At 49.1% G+C, this 22262-nt stretch carries 21 protein-coding genes and 2 pseudogenes; 11 read left to right on the plus strand and 12 right to left on the minus strand.

Annotation, left to right across the window (positions count from 1 at the left end; translation table 11 throughout):
• Window positions 1–235: 235 nt before the first annotated feature.
• From WFP70_RS05090 to WFP70_RS05115, 6 genes and pseudogenes are all read right to left on the minus strand, one after another.
• The gene (locus WFP70_RS05090; RefSeq protein ID WP_337022824.1) at window positions 236–598 is read right to left on the minus strand and encodes a hypothetical protein; all 363 of its coding nucleotides are present in this window, start codon (window positions 596–598) and stop codon (window positions 236–238) included.
• Between the two features lie 223 nt (window positions 599–821).
• Entirely contained in the window at window positions 822–1085 is a 264-nt protein-coding gene (locus tag WFP70_RS05095; protein ID WP_337022825.1) for a biofilm development regulator YmgB/AriR family protein, read from the minus strand.
• Between the two features lie 57 nt (window positions 1086–1142).
• The gene (locus tag WFP70_RS05100; protein ID WP_058960783.1) at window positions 1143–1436 is read right to left on the minus strand and encodes a hypothetical protein; all 294 of its coding nucleotides are present in this window, start codon (window positions 1434–1436) and stop codon (window positions 1143–1145) included.
• A gap of 139 nt (window positions 1437–1575) precedes the next feature.
• Entirely contained in the window at window positions 1576–1821 is a 246-nt protein-coding gene (ycgZ, locus tag WFP70_RS05105; RefSeq protein ID WP_337022826.1) for a regulatory protein YcgZ, read from the minus strand.
• Between the two features lie 637 nt (window positions 1822–2458).
• A pseudogene (gene katE, locus WFP70_RS05110) lies at window positions 2459–4723 on the minus strand (catalase HPII).
• Between the two features lie 403 nt (window positions 4724–5126).
• Window positions 5127–6137: a hypothetical protein gene (locus WFP70_RS05115; protein WP_337022827.1), complete on the minus strand. Its 1011-nt coding sequence runs from the start codon at window positions 6135–6137 to the stop codon at window positions 5127–5129.
• 481 nt (window positions 6138–6618) lie between these two features.
• Here WFP70_RS05115 and WFP70_RS05120 point away from each other — a divergent pair, with 481 nt between their 5' ends.
• From WFP70_RS05120 to WFP70_RS05130, 3 genes are all read left to right on the plus strand, one after another.
• Window positions 6619–7140, plus strand: a complete 522-nt coding sequence (locus WFP70_RS05120) for a type 1 glutamine amidotransferase domain-containing protein (protein WP_058960710.1) — start codon at window positions 6619–6621, stop codon at window positions 7138–7140.
• 218 nt (window positions 7141–7358) lie between these two features.
• Window positions 7359–9140 carry a thiamine pyrophosphate-requiring protein gene (locus WFP70_RS05125; protein WP_337022828.1) on the plus strand — a complete coding sequence of 594 codons (1782 nt, stop codon included), beginning with the start codon at window positions 7359–7361 and terminating at the stop codon, window positions 9138–9140.
• Between the two features lie 70 nt (window positions 9141–9210).
• Window positions 9211–11562 carry a phosphoketolase family protein gene (locus tag WFP70_RS05130; protein ID WP_337022829.1) on the plus strand — a complete coding sequence of 784 codons (2352 nt, stop codon included), beginning with the start codon at window positions 9211–9213 and terminating at the stop codon, window positions 11560–11562.
• 91 nt (window positions 11563–11653) lie between these two features.
• On the opposite strand, the gene WFP70_RS05135 is transcribed toward WFP70_RS05130, so the two are convergent.
• From WFP70_RS05135 to WFP70_RS05145, 3 genes are all read right to left on the minus strand, one after another.
• Window positions 11654–11839 (minus strand): DUF892 family protein, encoded by a 186-nt coding sequence (locus WFP70_RS05135; RefSeq protein WP_337022830.1) that lies wholly within the window; start codon window positions 11837–11839, stop codon window positions 11654–11656.
• Between the two features lie 6 nt (window positions 11840–11845).
• Complete coding sequence (locus WFP70_RS05140) at window positions 11846–12319, minus strand: YciE/YciF ferroxidase family protein (RefSeq protein WP_337022831.1); 474 nt, start codon at window positions 12317–12319, stop codon at window positions 11846–11848.
• Between the two features lie 145 nt (window positions 12320–12464).
• Entirely contained in the window at window positions 12465–12632 is a 168-nt protein-coding gene (locus WFP70_RS05145) for a general stress protein (protein ID WP_097117734.1), read from the minus strand.
• A gap of 232 nt (window positions 12633–12864) precedes the next feature.
• Here WFP70_RS05145 and WFP70_RS05150 point away from each other — a divergent pair, with 232 nt between their 5' ends.
• A complete protein-coding gene (locus tag WFP70_RS05150) occupies window positions 12865–13998 on the plus strand; it encodes a glutathione-independent formaldehyde dehydrogenase (protein ID WP_337022832.1) in 1134 nt (377 codons plus the stop codon).
• A 180-nt stretch (window positions 13999–14178) separates the two neighbouring features.
• Window positions 14179–14943, plus strand: coding sequence for an SDR family NAD(P)-dependent oxidoreductase (locus tag WFP70_RS05155; RefSeq protein ID WP_160833211.1), 765 nt, complete (start codon window positions 14179–14181; stop codon window positions 14941–14943).
• An 818-nt stretch (window positions 14944–15761) separates the two neighbouring features.
• On the opposite strand, the gene WFP70_RS05160 is transcribed toward WFP70_RS05155, so the two are convergent.
• Window positions 15762–16451, minus strand: coding sequence for a DUF421 domain-containing protein (locus WFP70_RS05160; protein ID WP_337022833.1), 690 nt, complete (start codon window positions 16449–16451; stop codon window positions 15762–15764).
• Window positions 16452–17458: 1007 nt separating this feature from the next.
• Between WFP70_RS05160 and WFP70_RS05165 the strand changes: the two genes are divergently transcribed.
• The 3 genes from WFP70_RS05165 to WFP70_RS05175 all read left to right on the plus strand — a co-directional run bounded on the left by WFP70_RS05165 (window position 17459) and on the right by WFP70_RS05175 (window position 19111).
• Window positions 17459–17698: a DNA polymerase V gene (locus WFP70_RS05165; protein WP_097117738.1), complete on the plus strand. Its 240-nt coding sequence runs from the start codon at window positions 17459–17461 to the stop codon at window positions 17696–17698.
• A gap of 404 nt (window positions 17699–18102) precedes the next feature.
• Entirely contained in the window at window positions 18103–18288 is a 186-nt protein-coding gene (locus tag WFP70_RS05170; RefSeq protein ID WP_097117739.1) for a general stress protein, read from the plus strand.
• A gap of 643 nt (window positions 18289–18931) precedes the next feature.
• The gene (locus WFP70_RS05175; RefSeq protein WP_097117740.1) at window positions 18932–19111 is read left to right on the plus strand and encodes a hypothetical protein; all 180 of its coding nucleotides are present in this window, start codon (window positions 18932–18934) and stop codon (window positions 19109–19111) included.
• Between the two features lie 776 nt (window positions 19112–19887).
• Here the strand turns inward: WFP70_RS05175 and WFP70_RS05180 are convergent.
• Entirely contained in the window at window positions 19888–20040 is a 153-nt protein-coding gene (locus WFP70_RS05180) for a hypothetical protein (RefSeq protein WP_337022834.1), read from the minus strand.
• Between the two features lie 594 nt (window positions 20041–20634).
• Between WFP70_RS05180 and umuD the strand changes: the two genes are divergently transcribed.
• The 3 genes and pseudogenes from umuD (at window position 20635) to WFP70_RS05195 (ending at window position 21381) form a co-directional block, all read left to right on the plus strand.
• Entirely contained in the window at window positions 20635–21057 is a 423-nt protein-coding gene (gene umuD, locus WFP70_RS05185) for a translesion error-prone DNA polymerase V autoproteolytic subunit (RefSeq protein ID WP_058961188.1), read from the plus strand.
• Window positions 21057–21137, plus strand: a pseudogene (locus WFP70_RS05190) (Y-family DNA polymerase); the annotation flags it as partial. The gene umuD and the pseudogene WFP70_RS05190, both read left to right, overlap by 1 nt.
• Before the next feature lie 31 nt (window positions 21138–21168).
• A complete protein-coding gene (locus WFP70_RS05195; protein WP_337022835.1) occupies window positions 21169–21381 on the plus strand; it encodes a hypothetical protein in 213 nt (70 codons plus the stop codon).
• A gap of 446 nt (window positions 21382–21827) precedes the next feature.
• Here the strand turns inward: WFP70_RS05195 and WFP70_RS05200 are convergent, their stop codons facing one another.
• Window positions 21828–22220, minus strand: a complete 393-nt coding sequence (locus tag WFP70_RS05200) for a YgiW/YdeI family stress tolerance OB fold protein (protein ID WP_337022836.1) — start codon at window positions 22218–22220, stop codon at window positions 21828–21830.
• Between the last annotated feature and the right edge of the window lie 42 nt (window positions 22221–22262).

Genomic DNA, 22262 nt, shown 5'->3' on the forward strand with positions numbered 1-22262 from the left:
ACAGAAGTAACGTAACACTTTTTGCCAGTGAAAAGTGAAATCATTCAGTGATCGTAGTTATTTTTTTGCTGGGGCAGGTGCAAGCTTCCGGATAAACTCATGATGAAAAGCAACTTAAGCGCAAGGCTAAGAACAGATCAACCTTCTGGTATTCAGAAGATTAGGGCAGCTGCACTGCGGCTTTTCGGCCGCGTCGGCAGCCGCAGTGCCTATTTAAAATTCTTCACGGTGAAAATCAGAAGACGAGTGAACTTGTTCGAAGAAGTTTATCGGTAGGGTAGAAACATAATTCATCTTCTACGCTGCGAAGCAGGTAACCGTTGTCCCTCAGCCAGCGCACCATGTCTGCAATGTCTGCGTACAGCGCCTCCCGGTTTTTATCGGTGATAATAAAATGGTCGAATTCTGAAATGACGTCTCCGGTGCGATGACTGAAGTTAAGACCGGGACCAGGCGCGTGCAAAGATGACCCTGAAGCTTTGAGATAGGCATTGAGCGTTTTCTGCGAGCTACATTCAGCATGCTGTGGAAATTCGATAAGGGTATGTTGACGCACCATTCGGTACACGGCGTCAAAATTGAGAAGTTGATTGTGCATGGGCTCTCCTGACGTTATCCGATACGTTGGAAACAGCAGGCGACCCACAACATGATGGTTAACGGCCAGCTGCTGCACCGCTGACCACTTATAACGCTGCGCTTAAAAAAGACATATTACAAAACATAGCTCAATTTCAGTTTTACGCGAGAAAGCCTGATTGAATTGTCGCAGCGCCACTTTCTGATTAACACCTCTCTCCATTAAGCACCCTAAAGAGTATCTAGTCCTCAGCGTTACATCCGACAACAATCTCAAGCGTTCTTCGTAAAACGTCAGCCTGTGTTGTACCTTGCACGCTTTCCAGTGCACCAATCAGGCTGAGAATAATAGCTTTACGGGTCACCTGTTCTCCCGACTGAAGGAGGCTTCGAATGACAAATCCGAGTACGGCCGATTCATCCTTGATGTCATTTCCCGCATTGCGAAAGCGTTCAGCCAGTTCAATGTCGGTAATCACGCTAAAAATATCATCTGGCGTTGGCATTCTTATTCGTTCCGTGCTTGATGGATAGGAGTTAATGATCAGACCTAAAATAAGGCTTCAATGCTTACTGTTATTTCCTGGGACGCCAGAGCCTGAAAATAAGGCGCGAACCTTGTCGGATCCTTCATTGTGCTCCCTCATATGCGCATCACCCTCAGAACGGTGTTTTCTGATATCGGTTATGGAAAGCGCAATCAGCGCCTGCCTGTCAGCATCCTCTGATAATCTCTGCATTGAATTCAGCTGATCCATCAAAGCTCGCAGGGATATGCGTCCAGGCCGCTGTAGTAATGCAAATGCTGCTTCTCCGATAATTTCGTCAATAGCTTTCTGCTGGTCACTTCTGTTCATAGGTTTCTCTTTACTGCAAGATGCTTCGATCACGGTGTGAAGATGACATGTTTGGCCGAAGTGCATAATGCTAATGATCACAACAACACCTGATGGGGGTATTACACCGCCACAGGTGTCATCGTTTGGGTCGCCGATTTCAACCCTCCCGGTCTAAGAGGAGGCCAATCAACTGGTGGTAATGACGTTCTTCTTCAGCGCATGAAGAGAGTTCAAGACGATGAAGCAGCTTGCTGCATAGTGACTTGCGGTTCAGATTGCGGCCTTCCTTCAGGATCTCCACCACAATTTGTCCTAGCGATTCCTGCTGGGATGGCAAAGAGGCTTTACTGAGATACTGATTAATGGCTTCAGAAGAGATCGAAGCAGAACGATTCTGGCGCATTTGTTGATCCTCCAATGATAAATTCAAGCAATTTAAAAGTTGTACACGTTTTCTGAAAGTTGTACAAGAATTAGTAGGCCTGTGTTTTTTGCTTCCTTTGAAAACAAGTTATCTATGCAGGGTTTAATGTTCAGAGCCATGGATAGCTAAGCCAGACATGCTTTTCAATCACACTTTAAATCACCCAAAAAGTTGGCGCTCTTTCGGCAAAATTATGAAAACTGATGAGGTATGAAGATAAGGATTTTTCCTGGAAAAAATTCTCAGGTTTACAGAATGGAATTTCCTGCCAGGCTAAGGTTTTAAACGTAAAAATGAGGTCAGGAAATGAAAAACTACACGCTTTCAGCCGCAGTCGTATCCGTTATCCTTTGTGGTGTTTGTTCTTTTGGCGCTTACGCTGGAGTATTCGGATAAAGCGAATTGTCAGCACCAGCTAAGAAAGTTTTCCCGGCTGGTGTCTGACGACAATCTAACTACGAAGTCCACATTTCTGTTTGAGCTTTCGAAATGAAAACCGCTTAACACATTGATACATGAAACATCTAATCAACAGGGGTCATTCGTCAGGTATTTCCATTAATAAATGAGTTAAGCCCCCCAAGGGAAGCTCAGAATGTGACGTTAATCCGCCTGATCAAGCCGGTATTGATAGCGCTTTTTGACTCCTTGCCCAGACCCGATGGGCTTTCATTGCATCAAAAAAAGCACCCATCATCGCGCTGTCTGCTTTTAAACCATCAACAATACCCTCCTCTTCTTCATCGTCCTGCAAGGCGAACTGTGTTTTGAATCGCCTGGCCTTGCCACTCAGGCCAATGACTTTCAGGTGCTTGTAAGCTTCCAGCAAATAGTAGCGGCTGTCGCCGCTTAACAGCAGCGCATCAATGTTACCGTCTGGCACAAAAACGGCATCAAACGTCAGCGACGGCAATCCGGCAAACGTCGCATCAACGGGCAAAATTGAACCGTCATCCGCCACCACCTGACCCATATGGGGAGCCAGCAATTTTGTATGTACACCCGCCGCCTTAAGCGACTGCAACACGGCCAGTACATCAGCCGACTTCACCCCATCGCTCAACAGCAGGGCAACCTGCCGACCCTTTATCTCCCCACCTGTCACGGCATATAAACTCAGACTGTCATCTTTTTTCAGGCCTTGGACGTCGGGAGCGGGGAGGGTATTTAACTGATCTGCAGTCAGTGCAATCCCAAGGTTATCAGCCACACCCTGAGCGAGTGCAATATCGATATTCAACAGGTGGTCTATCACGCGCTCACGTATGTAGGGACGGGCGACTTTACTCAATTCAAAGGAGTAGGCGCCTATGATGTGCTGTTGCTCGACAGGCGTCTGACTTAACCAGGACAATCGAGGCTGAGAGTAATACTCGCCAAAGGAAGGACTGCGCTCGCGTACTTTATGGCCTTCCACGCGCTCCTGATAGCTCTCGAACCCGCCACTTTCGGCTGACGGCGGCGTTTATCTCGGCCAGTTATCATTAATCGAATTAGGTTCGTAATTTGCCGGATTGCTGTCGATGTCTTGACGATGCATGCCCTGACGCTGGAAATTATGATAGGGGCAAACCGGGCGGTTAATAGGAATTTCGTGGAAGTTAGGTCCGCCCAGGCGGCTGATCTGGGTATCTGTGTAGGAGAAAAGTCTGCCCTGCAATAAAGGATCGTTGGTGAAGTCCAAACCTGGAACGATATGTCCGGGGTGGAAGGCCACCTGTTCCGTTTCAGCAAAGAAGTTATCGGGATTGCGGTTCAACACCACCCTGCCCACAATTTCCACCGGCACCAGCTCTTCCGGAATCAGTTTGGTGGCATCCAGGATATCGAAATCGAAGCTGAATTCGTCTTCTTCGGAAATGAGCTGCAGGCCTAACTCATATTCCGGAAAATCGCCGGCTTCAATGGCTTCCCACAATCGCGTCGATGAAAATCAGGATCGCGCCCGGTCAGTTTTTGTGACTCATCCCAAAGTAATGACGCTTTTCCTGCAGCAGGTTTCCAGTGGAAGCGGACAAAGGTCGCTTTACCATTTGCATTGATCAGACGGAAAGTATGGATACCGAAACCTTCCATGGTGAGGTAGCTGCGTGGGATACCACGGTCGGACATCGCCCAGATAACGTTATGTAAGGTTTCAGGCTGCAGGGAGACATAGTCCCAGAAGGTGTCGTGTGCGCTTTGACCCTGAGGAATTTCATTGTGTGGCTCCGGTTTTACGGCATGCACAAAATCAGGGAATTTATGGGCATCCTGGATAAAGAACACGGGAGTGTTGTTTCCGACTAAATCAAATACACCGTCATCGGTATAAAACTTAGTGGCAAAACCACGTATATCGCGCACGGTATCAGCCGATCCTGCACCGCCCTGAACCGTTGAAAAACGCACGAAGACAGGTGTGATTTGGTCTGGGTCGGACAGGAAATGCGCTTTGGTTAGATCATTTCAATGAGCGGTAAGGTTGGAAATATCCGTGCGCCGCCGAACCACGCGCATGCACGATGCGCTCCGGGATGCGTTCGTGATCAAAATGCGTGATTTTCTCTCGCATAATAAAATATTCAAGCAGGGTCGGCCCTCGTGCTCCCGCGCGTAAAGAGTTTTGATCGTTTGCAATCCTTGTTCCCTGATTTGTGGTCAGCGACTGATCAGCGCCATTTTTTCTGTGAACCTCAAGTTGCTTTAGTTTGTTGTTCTGGGTATCAGGCGCTTTTATACTTCCGGGGGCAGTAGGTTGTTTGCCGGGTGGCGTAGGTTCTGCTGCAGGCTGATGTGAACCATCTGCAGGTGCCAGAGATTCACGGGAAGGCTGCGACGACTCTGGCCCCTTTGAAGGAGCCTGATGAGTTAATTCTTTATTATTTACTGGCTTCGACATTGCTATATTCCCATTTCATTAATTGAATGACCCTAATTAATATAGGTCAAAACGAAGAGTGGGGAATTTTAAGCGAATGCTTTTCTCGCGCTTTGCTTATTACCATGGCTTTATTCACCTTAATGCAGGGAGCAGGAAGATCGCTTCGGTTTAAATTAAAGGGTGAGGGAAGAGAGTGTTTTAAATCGATTAATTCTTGAGGAGGTTCGTTAATTCGTTTCGCTTTAATTCACAAAGCGAAACGAGGTTTTTTGCTCAACTTCTCTTCAGGAAAATTCATTAAGTTGCGAATCAAACGGTATAGATTTCACTCACATGCCGCCATGTGTTTTTACTGCACATGACGGCATGTTGTTTATCGGGATGCTCTAATTATTTAAACAATGCATCAGCCCCCACTTTGTCAGAGAGGTCGTTTACCGACCAGAACGGTATGAGGCTGAGTGCGTCTGCCAATGCGTCCGAATACAGCAGCCAGCACGCCCTCAATAATCAATACGAAGAAGGTAAACCAGCTTGCTCTGGCGGTTGCAGCGGCGGCCTTTTCAGCGGCCTCACGGGCTTTCTGCTCAGCCTGCTGTTTCAGTTGCTGAAACTGTGCCACGGCTTTTTGATAACTCTCAACCGTCTGGTTAACGATCTGCTCAGCTTCCTGATCGCTCTTACCTGTCCGGGCTTTAATAATGTTTTTGAGCGCATCCCGGTCGGCAGCCTGAAGGGTGTCTGAATGACGATTAATAACCCCACGGATCCAGTTCACGATATCGTTATCCGCATTTTGCGGGTTCTGAGCCGTTTGTTTAGCCTGATCTTGTGCGCTATTTGCCTCACTGTTCACATCCTGCTGAAGCTTATCCGGCTGAAGTTCAGGTTTACCCGTCTGACGGAGGGTGGCCTGTAACTCATTCTGAAGCGAATCTAAATTAATATTATTCTCCTGAAGTTTCTCTTTGGCCATGTTACCGACAGACGGGGCAACGGCCGAAACACCACTGCCGATCGCACTGGCTCCGGCACCCAGGATATTAAATGCACCTCCGATAATCCCTGTTGCCAGTGAAAATGCCAGCCAGAGGGTGATAAGCGTACTGACGCCAAACATCAGTAAACCGTGTAATGCGCCCTCGCGTTGTGCCAGCCTGCCAGCGACGTAACCGCCGGCAATGATGGCGATAAACATACTGACACCTGTCCATATCAGCGCGCCGGTCCCTATATGTTCAAGTGGATTGCGTTCCTGTTGAGGGTCAATGACAGAAGCACCAATCGCAGTGCCGAGTAATCCTAATAAAATATGAACAATAAGCGCGGCGATAACACCCGCAAATACCGCGCTCCATGAGATACGTTTCAGCGGCAGGCCGCCATAAGAATCTGTGACGATTGCACCATCATTTACCCAAGGCTCAGCCATGATATTTCTCCGGTAATTTATGATAATTATCCAACATCACGAAACAGACGTTATGATTTAGCGTAGTCACTAAATAAAAAGCTCACCAAGTTTATTTTGGGATTGATCTGCATTAAACGAGACGGTTAATAATCTTGTAAGGCGCAACTAACAAAATCTCGCCGAGGCGGGATACTTAGAGCGTGAATTTCTTTTCCTTGACGACTCTTAACATGAAAATAGAGCTAACCTTTACAAGGCGGTTCATCAAAATGCTGTTTACAGTTTCAGTGATGAATTTCGCCATGGATACATAAAGGGTTGTTAAATCCTGCATAAATATCTGATGACTCGTTGTGTTTAGGTGTCTGTTATTTTCCTCTCCTTCATTTTCTTCTGCTTAGCACCAACCGCCTGGCTTGTGTTTTATGCCATGGCGACCAGACTTATTGGGTTAACCGAGCCCCAAACGCTGAGCGTTTTTAACCGCAAGGAGAAACATATGGGTAAGAAAATAGCTGTCCTGATCACCGATGAATTCGAAGACTCAGAGTTCACCTCACCCGCCGATGCCTATGCTAAAGCCGGCCACGAAGTCGTGACCATTGAGATGCAGGCGGGGAAAGTTGTGAAAGGTAAACAGGGTAAGGCGGAAGTCAAAATCGACAGGGACATCGATCACGTTACTCCTGCAGAGTTTGATGCCTTACTTTTGCCTGGCGGTCACTCACCTGACTCACTGCGCGGTGATGATCGTTTCGTGAATTTCACCAAAGAGTTTGTTGCCAGCGGCAAACCGGTGTTTGCCATCTGCCATGGACCTCAGTTGCTTATCAGTGCTAATGGTGTGCGCGGCCGCAAGATGACCAGTGTAAAAGCCATCGCTATTGATCTGCGTAATGCAGGTGCTGACTTTTATGACAAAGAAGTCGTTGTGGATGACGATAAACTGGTCACCAGCCGTACGCCGGATGATCTACCTGCGTTCAATCGGGAAGCGCTGCGCATTCTCAATGCGGCCTGAGAGACATCTTCATCGTTCTATTTGTCAGGTGGCCGCTTTACAGAGCGGTCACATCCCTTCCGAAGCAGACTGGTTAACACCGGCCAACGTTTGCCAGATAAATCTTTCACAGAGTTTAGCGCTTCAATGCGAATCCAGTGCTTTGAATGGTTGGGGAAACCCGACAACTTTTTGCTAACTCTCCTCACGAATTGCATGATTAAAGAGGGATAAAAACGATGAGCATCAAGACCAGCGATTTTTTTGTTCAGCGCCTGAAAGAGTGGGGCGTGACGCGCATTTACGGTTACCCGGGGGACGGAATCAATGGGGTGCTGGGTGCCATACAACGCGCAAATGAAAAGGGCGATGGCATTGAATTTATTCAGGTGCGCCACGAGGAAATGGCGGCCTTTATGGCCGCCGGTCACGCTAAGTTTACCGGCGAGCTGGGTGTCTGCCTGTCCACGGGCGGGCCGGGGGCAACCCACCTTTTAACCGGGCTTTATGATGCCAAAATGGATCATGCTCCTGTACTTGCCATTGCCGGGCAGGCAGAGGTAACGGCGAGAGGCGCAAGCTATCAGCAGGAAATGAACCTCGATCGGGTGTTTGCGGATGTGGCGAATTTTGTACAGGAAGCTGCCGCCCCTGCTCAGGTGCGCCATCTCGTCGATCGTGGCGTGCGTATTGCCAAAGCGCAGAACGGCGTTGCCGTGCTAATCATCCCAAAAGATATACAGGATGAAGAGTGGCAGTCACCGCCTCATCTGCACGGGTTTACCCATTCAGGCAGTGGCTATCATCGCCCCAAAATTATGCCCTATGAAGCCGATTTGCAGCGCGCCGCCGATGTGCTCAATGCGGGGAATAAAGTGGCGATCCTCATCGGCTCTGGCGCACGCGGCGCTGCGGTTGAAGTCGTCCAGGCGGCAAATCAACTGGGTGCTGGCGTCGCCAAAGCGTTACTGGGCAAAGATGTCCTGCCCGATGACGCCCCATTTGTGACCGGCTCGATAGGCCTGCTGGGCACTAAACCTTCCTGGGAGTTGATGCAGCACTGCGACACGCTGCTGATGATTGGCAGCGGTTTTCCCTGGACGGAGTTCCTGCCAAAAGAGGGACAGGCACGTGCCGTGCAAATCGATATCGACCCGGCCATGCTCGGCTTACGCTATCCCTGTGAGGTGAATCTTCACGGCGATGCAGCTGAAACCCTGCGAGCACTCCTGCCATTGCTGGATCACAAAGAGGACCGCAGCTGGCAGGAAGAAATTGCCGTGCAGGTTCAGGACTGGTGGAAGCAGATGGAAGAGCGAGCGCTGGCACCAGCCAATCCCGTTAATCCCCAGCGGGTGGTGTGGGAGATGTCTCCGCAGCTGCCGGATAACGCTATCGTCACTTCTGATTCCGGATCCTGTGCAAACTGGTTTGCGCGCGATTATCGCGTGAAGCAGGGACAACGGGCCACGCTATCAGGCGGGCTGGCCTGTATGGGTGCTGCCGTCCCTTATGCGATCGCGGCCAAATTTGCGCACCCTGAACGCCCGGTTGTGGCGCTGGTGGGTGATGGCGCCATGCAGATGAACAACATGGCAGAGCTGATTACCATCCAGAAGTACTGGCAGCAGTGGACGGATAGCCGTTTGATTGTCTGCGTATTCAACAATCAGGATTTGAATCAGGTGACATGGGAGCAACGCGTCATGGAGGGCAATCCCCGCTTCGAAGCCACGCAGCAACTGCCTGATGTGAAGTACGCGGAGTTTGCTGAGTCACTGGGGCTGGTGGGCATTTATGTCGACAACCCGGAACAGCTGGCCAGCGCCTGGCAACGTGCGTTAAGCGCAGATCGCCCCGTATTGCTGGAGGTCAAAACTGACCCGGAAGTGGCTCCGCTCCCACCGCATATCACCTTTAAACAGGCTAAAGCCTTTATGTCATCGATGGCAAAAGGCGATCATGGCACCTCGCAGATACTCAAAGACACGGCAAGCCAGCTGTTTTCTAAAAAAAGGTAACGAAAGGCGGTCCTGAAGGAGGGCCGCATCTTCACAACTCAACGACGAACGCAACATCGGAGGAACAGGTATGACGACAGTCACCGGGACCAATGAACTTGCTCTGATAGACAGATACTGGCGCGCGGCAAATTACCTCTCTGTGGGACAAATCTATCTCATGGAAAATCCGCTTTTGCGGGAACCCCTGAAGCCAGAACATATCAAACCTCGTTTACTGGGGCACTGGGGAACCACGCCGGGCCTTAACTTTATCTATGCCCATCTTAACCGCATTATTCGCCAGCGCGACCGTGATCTCCTTTACGTCTGCGGGCCCGGGCACGGCGGCCCTGGCATGGTGGCTAACAGCTGGCTGGAAGGCAGCTATAGCGAAATTTATCCTCACGTCAGTGAAGACGAGGAGGGAATGCAGAGGCTGTTTAAGCAGTTTTCTTTCCCGGGCGGGATACCGAGCCACGCAGCCCCTGAAACGCCGGGGTCGATTAATGAAGGGGGTGAGCTGGGCTATTCGCTGTCGCATGCGTTTGGCGCGGCCTTCGACAACCCTGAACTGGTTGTACCCTGTGTCATCGGTGACGGTGAAGCGGAGACGGGGCCACTGGCTGCCAGCTGGCACGGCATTAAATTTCTGAATGCCCAACGAGACGGTGCGGTGCTGCCAATTCTGCATCTCAACGGTTATAAAATCGCAAACCCTACATTGCTGGGGCGTAGCAGTGATGAAGATCTTCAGCAGCTTTTTAGTGGCTATGGATATACTCCGCTCTTTGTCAGCGGCCACGAGCCGCTTGCCATGCATCAGCAGATGGCCACCGCGCTGGACACGGCGTTTGACATCATCGCTGATATCCAGCACCAGGCGCGCAGCGGCAATGCAACAGATGCTGTGCCACGCTGGCCCATGATTATTCTGCGAAGCCCGAAAGGATGGACCGGCCCGCGTGAGGTGGATGGCAAAAAGGTGGAGGGATTCTGGCGCGCCCATCAGGTACCGGTATCTGCCTGTCGTGAGAATGACAGTCACCGCCAGATCCTTGAGCAGTGGATGCGCAGCTATCAGCCGCAGGAACTCTTTGACCCGAGAGGAACCCTTGCTCCTGAACTGCGCGCGCTGGCTCCGAAGGGTAATAAGCGTATGGGCGCAACGCCCTATGCCAACGGGGGAAGGCTGCGCCTTGAACTGATTACGCCCGATATTCACGACTTTGCGCTGGAGACGGGTCAGCCCGGCAGCACACAGGGGCAGGCCACCGAACAGTTTGGCCGTTACCTGAGTGCAATCTTCCAAAAGAATCCCGATAACTTCCGCCTGTTTGGCCCGGACGAAACGGCATCCAACCGTCTGTCACCCGTGTTTGACGTCACCTCCCGTACCTGGATGGAACCCATCAAGGATTACGACGAACAGCTGGCCCGGGACGGCCGTGTCATGGAGATCCTCAGTGAGCATCAGTGTCAGGGCTGGCTGGAGGGCTATCTGCTAACAGGGCGTCACGGGCTGTTTAACTGCTATGAAGCCTTTATTCATATCGTCGATTCGATGTTTAACCAGCACGCTAAATGGCTGAAGGTCACCCGCAAGCTGGGCTGGCGACAGCCGATCTCCTCGCTGAACTATCTGCTGTCGTCCCACGTCTGGCGGCAGGACCACAATGGATACAGCCATCAGGATCCGGGATTTATTGATCATGTTGCGAACAAGAAAGCCGACATCGTGCGTATATACCTGCCACCCGATGCCAATACGCTGCTGTGGGTCGGGGACCACTGCCTGCGAACCTGGGACCGGATCAATGTCATTGTTGCAGGTAAACAACCTTCACCCCAGTGGCTGGATATAGAAAGCGCCATTTCTCACTGTGAGGCCGGCATGGGCATATGGAACTGGGCGAGCTGTGAGGGTGAACCAGACGTTGTCATGGCCTGTGCGGGGGATGTGCCTACCATGGAAACTCTGGCGGCAGTCGATTTGCTAAAGGGCTATCTGCCGGAATTGCGTATCAGGGTCGTCAATGTGGTGGACTTACTGGCGCTGCAGACGCAGGACCAGCATCCGCATGGCAAACCTGAGCAGGAATTTGATGCGCTGTTCACCACGGATAAACCCGTCATCTTTGCCTTCCACGGTTATCCAAGTCTGGTGCATCGCCTGACCTATCAGAGAAACAATCACGGTAACTTCCATGTTCATGGCTTCAATGAAGAGGGTACTACCACCACACCATTCGATATGACGGTGCTGAATGAGCTAGACCGCTACCATCTTGCACAGGCTGCCATTTTGCATGTGCCGGGCTTAGCTGAGCGTCATCCGGAACTCCTCGACGACCTGCAGGAGCGAATCGCTGAGCACCATCGTTATGTCAGAGAGCATGGCGAGGATGTGCCTGAAGTGCGCAACTGGGTTTGGAGCGGATGAAGTCGTTTACACGGGGGATTGGGCCAAATGAAAGCGGGTATATTTTTACCCGCTTCACTTTAAAGATATGGCATTTATCACGTCAGGGATTTCAGCGTTTGGCCTTTGAATCGGGATCCTCACTCAACGTCAGGAACTGTTCGGTTAACTCGGGCAAATGACTGATCAGCCAGTCAGACATCGCCAATTCCTGCTCGCATATTTGCTTTAGTACAGGGACACTTGCGGTGTCGCCGACGCGCTTGGTCGCGCAGATAAGACTGGTGTAGCTCCCCACCTCATATCACTGTCTTTCAGCGATTGATGTCAATTTCTGATCGGTGTCTTTTTCTTCATCCAGCGTCTCTTTCAAAAGCGAGGAGGCTTCTCCAAGCTGAAGCTTGATGGCCAGTGCAATCAGCGTGCCGTACGTCGCGATTTCGTAATGTTCCACTTTCTGGGCGGCGCCAATGAGGCCTGCATCTCTGACGGGACCAGGTTCAGTCGCTTCGATCAATTCCTGCGCTTCTTCAACCAGGCCTTCAAGCGCATGGCATTTCATACGCACTATGCGCACCTCCTCATGTGCTTCCACAAGTTGGTCGAGACGCTCAATCTGACCCTGGGTTTCTTCAAGGTGATGCTGAAAGGCCTCTTTAAGTTTTGGCTCGGATGCAGCACGGATCATTTTTGGCAGGGCGCGGGTGATTTGTTTTTCAGCACTATAAACATCGGACAGGTCATGGATAAATAAATCGAGAAGTGTTTTAACTTTCATAGGGTAAACTCCAGCGAGTTCTTGACGAATTGGAAATTTCCGTCTGAGGTAAAGGGCTAAATATGTTTGAATTGATAAGTCGAAGATTAAAATATTTAATTATTGAAAATGGCTTCTTTGATTCCTAACGATATTATTAGGATTATCACGAACTTTTATGTCTGTTCTGGCCACCTTTCTTACCCGCTGTGGAAGCTCTCTCACGATCATTTTTGAAATTACCACCGCTTGCCTGACCGCCTTTCCTTCCAGCTTCAGATGCTCTTTTGGGGTCTTCTGCAAAGTTTCCTGAACCGCCTCTATGTTGAGCCATAATATTTCCTCTACATGAACTGTTATCGTGATGATTAAGTGAAAATATGCATATAGCATTTTAATCGTAATTCACAATCAACTTCATGCAAGCGCGTCGGCACCATTTAAATCATAATCTGGAATATGTGCCATATTTGTTGTGGAGAATTGACAGGTAAAAAGATATAAGCGCAACGATTAAATACTTCAGTTAACTTTGTAACCACTCAGATAATGGCTAAGGCGATCTTATGAAAGCAATTATTTACAACGGCCCATTTAACGTAACGGTAAAAAATGTTCCTGATGCAAAAATTGAGCGTCCCGGTGATGCATTAATCCGGATAACCACCACGAATATATGCGGTTCGGATCTGCATATGTATGAAGGACGTACCAGCTTCGAAGAAGGACGGATTTTTGGCCATGAAAACATGGGCGAGGTCGTTGAAGTTGGCCAGGGAGTCGAGCGTATCAAAGTGGGTGACCGCGTATGTATGCCCTTCAATGTAGGCTGCGGCTTCTGTGAAAACTGTGAAAAAGGCCTGACCGGATTTTGTCTGACAGCTAACCCGGGGAGTGCGGGCGCCGCTTATGGTTTTGCTGAAATGGGGCCGTGGGACGGTGGTCAGGCGGAATTGTTGCGGGTTCCTTTTGCCGATTTCAACTGCCTGGTCCTCCCAGAGGATGCGGCGGAGAAAGAAGAAGATTACGTCATGCTTTCAGATATCTTCCCGACCGGCTGGCATGCAACCGAACTGGCGGGGCTGCGTCCGGGAGAAAGCGTCGCCATCTACGGGGCGGGGCCGGTGGGACTGATGGCCGCGCATTCTGCCATCATCAAAGGGGCCTCCCAGGTCTTTGTTATTGATACTCACAGCGATCGTCTGGCCCTTGCTGAGCAATTCGGTGCCACACCGGTTAATGCTGCCGGGGATGAAGCCGTACAGAAAATCCTTGAGCTGACTGACGGCAGGGGCACAGACTGCGGTTGTGAATGTGTTGGTTACCAGTGCTGCAATAAACACGGCCATGAAGACAACAGTGCAACTATGAACAGCCTGGTCGCCTCCACCAAGGCGACAGGCGGAATAGGCGTGGTGGGGGTCTTCGTGCCCCAGGATCCTGCAGCGGAAAGCGACCTGGCAAAAGAGGGGAAAATGCCGTTTGATTTTGGCAGCTTCTGGTTCAAGGGGCAGTCCATCCGCACTGGTCAGGCAAACGTGAAGGCCTACAACCGGCAGCTCGCACGGCTTATTCGCCATGATAAAGCCAACCCTGGCCGGATTATCTCGCATCGTCTGAGCCTCAATGAGGCTCCTGAAGGCTATAAAAATTTTGACAGCCGAGCGCCCGGCTGGACAAAAGTCATTCTTAAACCATAAACCCAGCTCTTTAGGTTTGCGATAAGCCCTTACCTTGTTCAAAAGGTTAAGGGCTTACCGGGTATGCCCGCGGGTATCCACTTCCATTGATGTCCCATCCTGGCGATCCTGCTTCGCTTGATCATCCCCTCATGGCTGCCAGGCTTATCACTCATTAAAAAGGCCTAAAGGAGAATAACGATGTCACGTTTTTTGGAAAAAGTTGTCGTGATCACCGGTGCGGGTTCAGGAATTGGGGCGGCCTCAGCAAAGCGTTTTGCCAGTGAAGGTGCTTCGGTGGTGCTGGTGGGAAGAACCCGTGAAAAACTCGAAACCACGCTTCATGCTCTTCCCAAGGGAGAGCATCTTATCGCGCCTTGTGATGTGTCTGATTCCGTCCAGGTCAAACAGCTGGCGGAACTGGTCGAACAAACCTATGGCAGAGTCGACGTCCTGGTGAACAATGCGGGGAGTGTCGTTCAGGGAAAAATACATGAAGTGGCCGTTGAAGACTGGAAAAAGCTGATGGGGGCTGATCTGGATGGGGTATTTCATTGTGTTCATTACTTCATGCCCTCATTGCTCAAAACCCAAGGAAATGTGGTGAACACGTCTTCGGTTTCAGGATTGGGTGGAGACTGGGGAATGAGCGTTTATAACGCTGCGAAGGGCGGCGTGACCAATTTTACGCGCGCGCTGGCGATGGATTATGGTGCGGACGGTGTTCGCGTGAATGCCATCTGCCCTGGATTTACGCTGACCGATCTTACCGAAGATATGAAGGACAATCATGAACTGTTAAACAAGTTCTATGACCGCATTCCCCTCCAGCGGGCTGGCCAGGCTGAAGATATCGCCAGTGCAATCGCCTTTATTGCCAGCGATGATGCGCGTTATATCACAGGAGTGAACCTGCCCGTAGACGGCGGGCTGACGGCGTCTAATGGCCAACCCAAACAGGCTTAATATCTAAACGGGGAGCAATCAACGTTCCCCTATCAATTCTTCAAAATGCGTGTGAGTTCGGTTATGCAATATAAAGCCGTTTTCCTGACCCCCTTGAAAAAGATATCAGGTATATCTTCAGTGCATACATACATGTTAGTCCCTGACAGTCTCAACGCTCTTTATCGGTCAAAGTCACACGCAGAGCCGATATATAGCTGGAGTCGACTCAGTTGGGTGCAAATGCATAAAATTTATATGGTGGTGATGAGTGTAGTGCTCATTTGAGAAAAGGGGGCAGGGACATCAGGAAAGCCATTTTCAGAACGCGTACTGAGACAACAAGGGCGGGTCAACGCGCTGTTCGGGCAATTTTTACTATCTTGCTGAAGTATAACAGAATAGCTTGCTAACTTGTTTATAAAATTTATGATTAATCATGATTGTTCATATCAAATCAGATATTTACTGCAATTTACAAAATCTGTTCATGAGAAAGGCTAAACTATATATGCGTCAACTGAATCTACGGATGTGTGGTCACAACGATTTTCCCTGGTGTTGTCACTATCATATGACACCCGCTTCGGCGGGCTTTTTTTTGCCTCAAAGGTGATTGAGATATAGGGAAGAGGCTAACCTGAATAAAGGCAGGCATGCGGTGTGAAACTTAGTGAGCGAAGGTTAATTTCTGTCCAGGTAAAATCGTCACAACGGAAAATTAATAGTCTCTCTTAGGTTAAACCGCCAGAAAAAAAGTTTCCTGAATATCTGATCCTGAGTGGCTTGACGCCGGTTCAGAATTTTATGAGATACCAAAAATATGCTGCACCTGTGCTTCAAACCCGCTTTTTGTTCAGTGCGAGTGACCAGGTATTGCGTCCGCATTCGTGGCATTTTCGTTCTTCATATCCAGGTATTTCTTGGGTTGTCCCGCAGCGGTTACATGCATATAAACCTGTTTCAGGGATTTGGGTGAAACAGTGACGGTGTGCTTCAGGAAGTACAGATAGCCCGGCCCGCACTTCTTCGTCCGGATAGAAGTAGAGGCTGAGCTGGCCATCGACCTCTACCAGCCCCAGCCGTATCTGACCAAGGTGTTCGGCCCCTTTAAGGCGTAACTCCATCAGAAACTCATCTTCTGAAATGTTCAGCCGGTCCAGATTCTCAGAAACGTACTTACCCTCAGCGATGAGCGTTACCACTTCTCCTTCAATCAGAGTTGAGAACCAGGAAGATTTGGTCATTGCCCAGGTGGTTAGGCGATACAGTAATAACAATATGACAAAGACCAAAATGACAGGTAGAACGGGGACATCATCGTAAAAAGTCACATCCCCTGAAGCTGATCCTAGTGTCAGGATCACCACAACTTCGAAGAGTGAGAGCTGCTGGACACCGCGCCTGCCTGAAATTTTCAAAAAGGTGAAAACGACGATATATGCAATGAGTACGCGTACAACGACTTCAAAGAGGAAAGTGTAAGGCTGATCGTTAATGAGAAATTTATGTAGGTCGAAATCTGCCATGGTTCACCCCTGAACGTTAAACCTGAATCGAGCACTGAATCGACTTGGAACGTGAGCTATGTAATGAAGATTACTGATACCTATAAATTATAGCCGGACAGCTTTCATTCAAGGGATTAACTTGAATAGGAGTGAGTGGGAAGTTTCAAACGGGCTTTGGGTTTTAAAATCAAAGGTGAAAAATTAATGAAGGTTTTCTCCTTTAAAGTGATGATTTGGCGATTCGTTTATTCATTATGGCTCACAATATTTTATTTTTACAACGGTTCGCTTCTATACCTTAAACAGTTCACGAAGCATGATAGAAATGAAAAAGTTGCGACCGCGCTCAATGCAAACTGATTCGAAAAACCTGCCGACCCATTCACACCCCTCTACAACTAATAGGATAAAAACTTACCCCTTGATTGAGTGGCATTGTTTATCTTGGCGTAAAATAAAAATGAGGATAATTAGTTAAGTCTCTTTCATGAGAGACGCAGGACAAGTTAAATGAATGGTTTTTCACTTAAATGACTTAATTCGACATAGAATGTGTGGGAGGAGATAATACAGGGAAGGAAGTGGATTTCATTAATTTTAACAGTTGATATCGTTACTTAGTTAATACAGCCCGGCACACTGGCCGGACTTTTTTATGACTGTGGCTGACCAATGGGACCCTGGCCCTGTGGACCTCCGGGCACGGATTGCTGGCTTGGTGCGTGAGGACGACCATCCGGCCCTACTGCAGGACCGGGTTCCTGACAGCCTGCCAGAGTCATCAGACTTGCAACGATAAAAATCCCACCTAAAAAACTCTTCATAACATTCCTTTCCAGAAATCAGGCAACCCAGCGTTGCTTACAAAGCCTGGTCACATCTGTCCACATATGAAAGCGAAGCCGGAAAAGTAAATCCTTTTTACTGCCAATGAGTTCTGATAAAACGCCCTTAAAGCACTTGCTCACTCTCAGAGATTGCAATTACTGTATATGTATACAGTTTAGTTTTGGGAGGGCACCGATATGCCCCGTGACTATGAAATCATGATTGCCTTCAGGCAGGCGATAAAACGCGATGCCGCTGGTCGCTACACCGTCAGCACACTCGACTTTGTGAAAGAACTCGATCGCCTGAACTGGCGCTACTCGCTACGCGCCGCCAACAAATGGATCGAGATGCACACAACAACGTTCAGGGATATTTCGACAAGTGAGGGTGAAGAACGCATGTTTCAGGTCTTTAATCCGAACGGAAGAAATTGACCAACGTGTGCCACGCTCAATTGGTACTCGACCTGGCAGGCAATTGATTATGAGTTTTTCAATGGGACTAAATCATGAACAGCGAGACATTAATTTCCCTATCTTGCTGAAATAAATGAAAAATCCAGATCAATATAATTACAAAATTTAAAACCGTGATATATGTCACAAAAAAGCAAATCCAACAATTATGTACAGCTTGTTTTGGTTTTGTACAACTTCAAAAATTTCCCTTTTAAAAGCAATTGAATATAAGCGTAACGGTTAACTCGTTGTTTTAAAACAGAAACAAGCGAAGCGGTAAACATGTATTTTAAATGTGGTTTTATCGAAAAATTGAGCCATATTATTTCTCATTGGAACGTTAGCACGCTTAATATTCGACTGATATATAAGGGGGATACATGCCATCAAGAAGAGGTGGGGCCGGTAATTTTGCTGAGGATGCGGACCGCGCGCGTGAAGCCGGGCGTAAAGGAGGAAGTGCAAGCGGGGGAAACTTCAAAAATTGTCCAGATCGCGCTGTTGAAGCCGGTCGCAAGGGCGGACAAATCAGCCGCAGGCGCAAAGCGGCAACTGAGGAAAGTTAATTAGCCAGACAGCCGGCCGGGTTGAGTTATACCGGCCTTGCTTTGAAAAACATAAACAGGAGGAAGTATGATCTTCTCGTCCATCTTTGTATCCACACATTTAGCTGGTCTGGTTGATACTTTCCCGAACATAAGTGGTGGAACATGTTACTGTGCAGATCCTGTTGCCACCCATGGCACACCTCAAAGTACTCGCGTAAATCTCTATAAAATTCTCTGTGTAGAGGATGACACGGTAAAAGCAACGGATTCACCAGAGGTCAGACACAAAAAGCGTTCAGGTGACCGACCTGTAAGATAAGTTGGTGGATGCCTGATTATTAAGCGGCTCAGATAACAATTCTGTTTAGTAACACCCAAACGTCCTGTCCTTTTACGTCCTTTTAGCGCATGCTTTAATCTCTTCCCCGGTGCTATGCCTGGGCCATTCCCCCTCTGACAAGGGGCAAATATGAAATCTCAAAAGTCAAAAACCTGTCGCGCACCGAATTGCGCGGTGACTGACCCTTCTGATCTGATGTCGCTTTCCGACGCCTCCATCTTCCCGTGCTTCATTCATGAATCATTCACCTATTCGTAGACGAAACATATTGTCTGTTTTTTCTGAGACTGGACGAACATTAATTTCGTTGGGAGTGAACAAATGGAACAGGGTTTTTATTGGGTCCAGAAGGGCGAGACGCAACCTGAAGTTTGGTACTTCGCCGATGGTGAAGGGGGAGGATGGTTCAAGCCAAGCCGAAGTCTGCCCGTTCACCCTGATGATTTTATCGAGCAGGGGTACAATGTGATCAGTGATCGCCTCGAACCCCCGGCAGAGTAATGACAACACCTGTACGACATACCTCCACCCTGGCAGAGGGAGTCGTATGGAAACGAGACATTGCCATTTGAAATGCCCGCGCAGGACGGCCTACAAGCGTTAGCGAGGAACGTATCTCTCCTGTCAACGCAACCCGAGTGCTTTAACTTGTTTCAGGTTCTGCTTTCGGCTACATGAAACGAGTTGCAGGTATTTAGGAAAAGTAGATCGAGATGCACCAGATAACATTCAGAGATGGCTGCTGGGGGAATGAGTAACCTCTCAAGGTGTTCAATCCCCACAGGTGCTGAGAAATCATCCTGATAACTGTCGGTAGGGGTTCATCGTCAGCAAAAAAAAGCATGAACCAGACGTGAGTCCGATTCATGCAGAGTGCTGACTACTCAGTTTTCTTTTTATTTGCCCGCTCTGATGCGTCGAGTCACCAGGGCGTGGGTCCCCACTGGGTTTGTACCAAAAACACAATCACCAGAACCAGTAAAGTGGTGACGGCCGGTATGATCAGGTATCGCATGTTCAATCTCCTGTCAGTCTGACCACGAGAATTTGAAACGATGAAACCCGCCCTTATTCATCACCGACCGTTAAATGACATCGGCGGTTTAGCGATGGATACTTACGTCGTGTAATGGCCTGCAAAGCGCCGGGCTAAGCGCTTTAATACCAGTTCAGATATTTCGCTAAACCTATCGCCAACACCGCAATGGCCACGATATTCAGTACAACAACGAATCCTGGTGAAACATCCATAAGTCACCTCAGGTAAACGAGCGGTATTAAGCAAAACACGACATCGGGCTGCTGGCCAGTTGGTCATCGCTGAAATCACCGACACTGCCGTGCTCATAATTCACCGACTGAGCGCGCAGCATGTATCCCAGCGTTACCGCACAGGCATTTTGCTCATTAAGCGTAGTGCAGGTCTTCACAGACCAAAAGCGTAGCCGTATAACGAAGTCAGGGGTTTTTACAGGGTACGGAAATTGACGGGCAGCCCTACAGCTAAACGCCACTCAAACGAGCTGCCGGTTTTCAACCGCGCGGTGCAGGTGAGAGGTTAAGCTAAAAAAAGCCCGCTCAGGGCGGGCAAAAAAGCAGTGGCTAAGGAATGTCTCTCTCGTATGAAACGCATCCTGTGTGCTGTGCTGCCAGTCAACGACTGACCCACATAACTTAGACCATTAATTAATGAATGGTAGGATGTGTTAACAAAAGCGATAAAATTCCAGTAATTTCCAGTAAGTTATATGAATTAACGATTTATAACCGAAATTTCAGAGGGTTAACCGAAGCGGCAAGATATTGCTGCAGATTATCTCTGGTTTTTGTCGGCCTGAATGATGTTCAAATCTAAACTCCTGTGCTTGTGGCAACCGGCCCGGTCAAACTGAAATGCCATGCCCACCTCAGATTAAATCCCCTTTGCCAACAACGCGTTTGGAAAAAGTCTTCATGCCCGACTTGATCGATTGTGCTGTTTACGATTACTGTTTATATATACAGTATTTGTCAGGGCTATCATCATGGAGTTTTTCAGACCTGCGGAAATCCGCGCCATTCTTGAGTTACCGCTTTTCATTGCCAGAGTTCCGTGTGGCTTTCCTTCGCCGGCTCAGGACTATGTCGAACAGCGGCTGGACCTTAATAATCTACTGGTCAGTCATCCCAGCTCAACCTACTTCATCCGGGTCAGCGGAGATTCGATGATTGAAGGCGGCATCAACGATGGCGACATGCTGGTGGTGGACAGCTCCGTCACTGCTGAGCATGGGGATATCATCGTGGCCGCGATTTCCGGCGAGTTCACCGTGAAGCAACTGATGACCCGGCCATTCCTGCATCTCAAACCGATGAACGCCGCGCACGCCATTATTCCGATCCCCGATGCCGATCAGTTTGAAATCTTCGGCGTGGTCCGGCACTCGATTAAGACGATGGGCCGTTAATGTTTGCCCTGGTGGATGTGAACTCGTTTTACGCCAGTTGCGAGACAGTGTTCAGGCCTGATCTGCGTGGTAAGCCGGTATCGGGTCGAGTCAAGAGGGCGATGCTGCATTGTGGATGAACTCCGGCATCCGGGTAACGGCAGCACCGTGCTTCTGAAGGTGGCGGGGATACTGGAATGGGGTGTGACGATGTTTCACCCCAACCGGATCCTGACGGAAGACGGACTGCTTTTAGAGGATGATTTGCTTGAGGATGTGACCGTTGTGGGGCTGGTTACGCATGAAGTAAGTGCTTTGAACGTGTCGAATTTTTCCCCCGTTTGAACTTCATCGGGCAAAAAAAGGCCCGCATCGGCGGGCGAAATTCGTTACAAGGGATAATCTCCATATAAGTTATGACGTTAGGATGATTTGAAAGTTCATATTTTCCGACTAACTTTGTACTTAAACCAAACCGGCGTTTCCTTTACATGATATGAAAGATATAAATTCTCACCGCGCAGGAATGATTGGATGTGCCATCGGATCGGCTGTTGTCGAACTGGCGGCAAAAGGTGTACCGCTTAGCAGAGTGAGTATCATTATTGAACTTGAACGTATCGCTACGGAGTCATCTGACTTGCAGGTAAAAGCGTTTGCACTAGATGCCGCAAAGTTGCTTAGGGCAGGGAACGATGAAGTTAACGCTTAGCGTTTGAAAATTGACGCTGGTGTAAGGTGAAAACAATGGCCCCCTGCTGAAACTTAAGCGGAGGCCCTGAAATGCATGGTTAAGGTTCGTCGATGCGTGAAACTTTCAGATGCGCGCTTTCGCCCTTACCGTAGACTTTGCCACTTACGCGCACCTTATCTTCTGCACTGTAGGTTTTACCTTTGAAAGTGCTCGCCGGGGCATCGATGTTGACCGTGCCAGAGCTGTCACGGAACTGATAAGTGTCGCCTTTGATCTTTTTAACGATATAGCCCTCTAGCGTGACATATCCCCCCTGACGGAAATCTTTGATCAGCGTAACCGGCGTTTCTGCCGTATCCTCCGACCCCTTATACCCGGCATCTTCCTTACTCTGAGGAGGGGGCGTCTTACCTGCTTCATATCCACCCGTTTCGGCATACGCACCGACGCTCAGAGGTAACATCACTGCAATCCAGGCGACCTTATTCATTTCACTCTCCATTAATGAGGCATTCGATCTAAGCATGGCACA

The organism is Pantoea sp. USMM079, assembly GCF_037153115.1.
Taxonomy (GTDB): Bacteria; Pseudomonadota; Gammaproteobacteria; order Enterobacterales; family Enterobacteriaceae; genus Pantoea; species Pantoea communis.

Excerpts from the sequence above, each read along its gene's own strand:
- WFP70_RS05090 (WP_337022824.1), bottom strand. The coding sequence starts at position 598 with ATGCACAATCAACTTCTCAATTTTGACGCCGTGTACCGAATGGTGCGT.
- WFP70_RS05095 (WP_337022825.1), bottom strand. The coding sequence starts at position 1,085 with ATGCCAACGCCAGATGATATTTTTAGCGTGATTACCGACATTGAACTG.
- WFP70_RS05100 (WP_058960783.1), bottom strand. The coding sequence starts at position 1,436 with ATGAACAGAAGTGACCAGCAGAAAGCTATTGACGAAATTATCGGAGAA.
- ycgZ (WP_337022826.1), bottom strand. The coding sequence starts at position 1,821 with ATGCGCCAGAATCGTTCTGCTTCGATCTCTTCTGAAGCCATTAATCAG.
- WFP70_RS05115 (WP_337022827.1), bottom strand. The coding sequence starts at position 6,137 with ATGGCTGAGCCTTGGGTAAATGATGGTGCAATCGTCACAGATTCTTAT.
- WFP70_RS05120 (WP_058960710.1), top strand. The coding sequence starts at position 6,619 with ATGGGTAAGAAAATAGCTGTCCTGATCACCGATGAATTCGAAGACTCA.
- WFP70_RS05125 (WP_337022828.1), top strand. The coding sequence starts at position 7,359 with ATGAGCATCAAGACCAGCGATTTTTTTGTTCAGCGCCTGAAAGAGTGG.
- WFP70_RS05130 (WP_337022829.1), top strand. The coding sequence starts at position 9,211 with ATGACGACAGTCACCGGGACCAATGAACTTGCTCTGATAGACAGATAC.
- WFP70_RS05140 (WP_337022831.1), bottom strand. The coding sequence starts at position 12,319 with ATGAAAGTTAAAACACTTCTCGATTTATTTATCCATGACCTGTCCGAT.
- WFP70_RS05145 (WP_097117734.1), bottom strand. The coding sequence starts at position 12,632 with ATGGCTCAACATAGAGGCGGTTCAGGAAACTTTGCAGAAGACCCCAAA.
- WFP70_RS05150 (WP_337022832.1), top strand. The coding sequence starts at position 12,865 with ATGAAAGCAATTATTTACAACGGCCCATTTAACGTAACGGTAAAAAAT.
- WFP70_RS05155 (WP_160833211.1), top strand. The coding sequence starts at position 14,179 with ATGTCACGTTTTTTGGAAAAAGTTGTCGTGATCACCGGTGCGGGTTCA.
- WFP70_RS05160 (WP_337022833.1), bottom strand. The coding sequence starts at position 16,451 with ATGGCAGATTTCGACCTACATAAATTTCTCATTAACGATCAGCCTTAC.
- WFP70_RS05165 (WP_097117738.1), top strand. The coding sequence starts at position 17,459 with ATGCCCCGTGACTATGAAATCATGATTGCCTTCAGGCAGGCGATAAAA.
- WFP70_RS05170 (WP_097117739.1), top strand. The coding sequence starts at position 18,103 with ATGCCATCAAGAAGAGGTGGGGCCGGTAATTTTGCTGAGGATGCGGAC.
- WFP70_RS05175 (WP_097117740.1), top strand. The coding sequence starts at position 18,932 with ATGGAACAGGGTTTTTATTGGGTCCAGAAGGGCGAGACGCAACCTGAA.
- umuD (WP_058961188.1), top strand. The coding sequence starts at position 20,635 with ATGGAGTTTTTCAGACCTGCGGAAATCCGCGCCATTCTTGAGTTACCG.
- WFP70_RS05200 (WP_337022836.1), bottom strand. The coding sequence starts at position 22,220 with ATGAATAAGGTCGCCTGGATTGCAGTGATGTTACCTCTGAGCGTCGGT.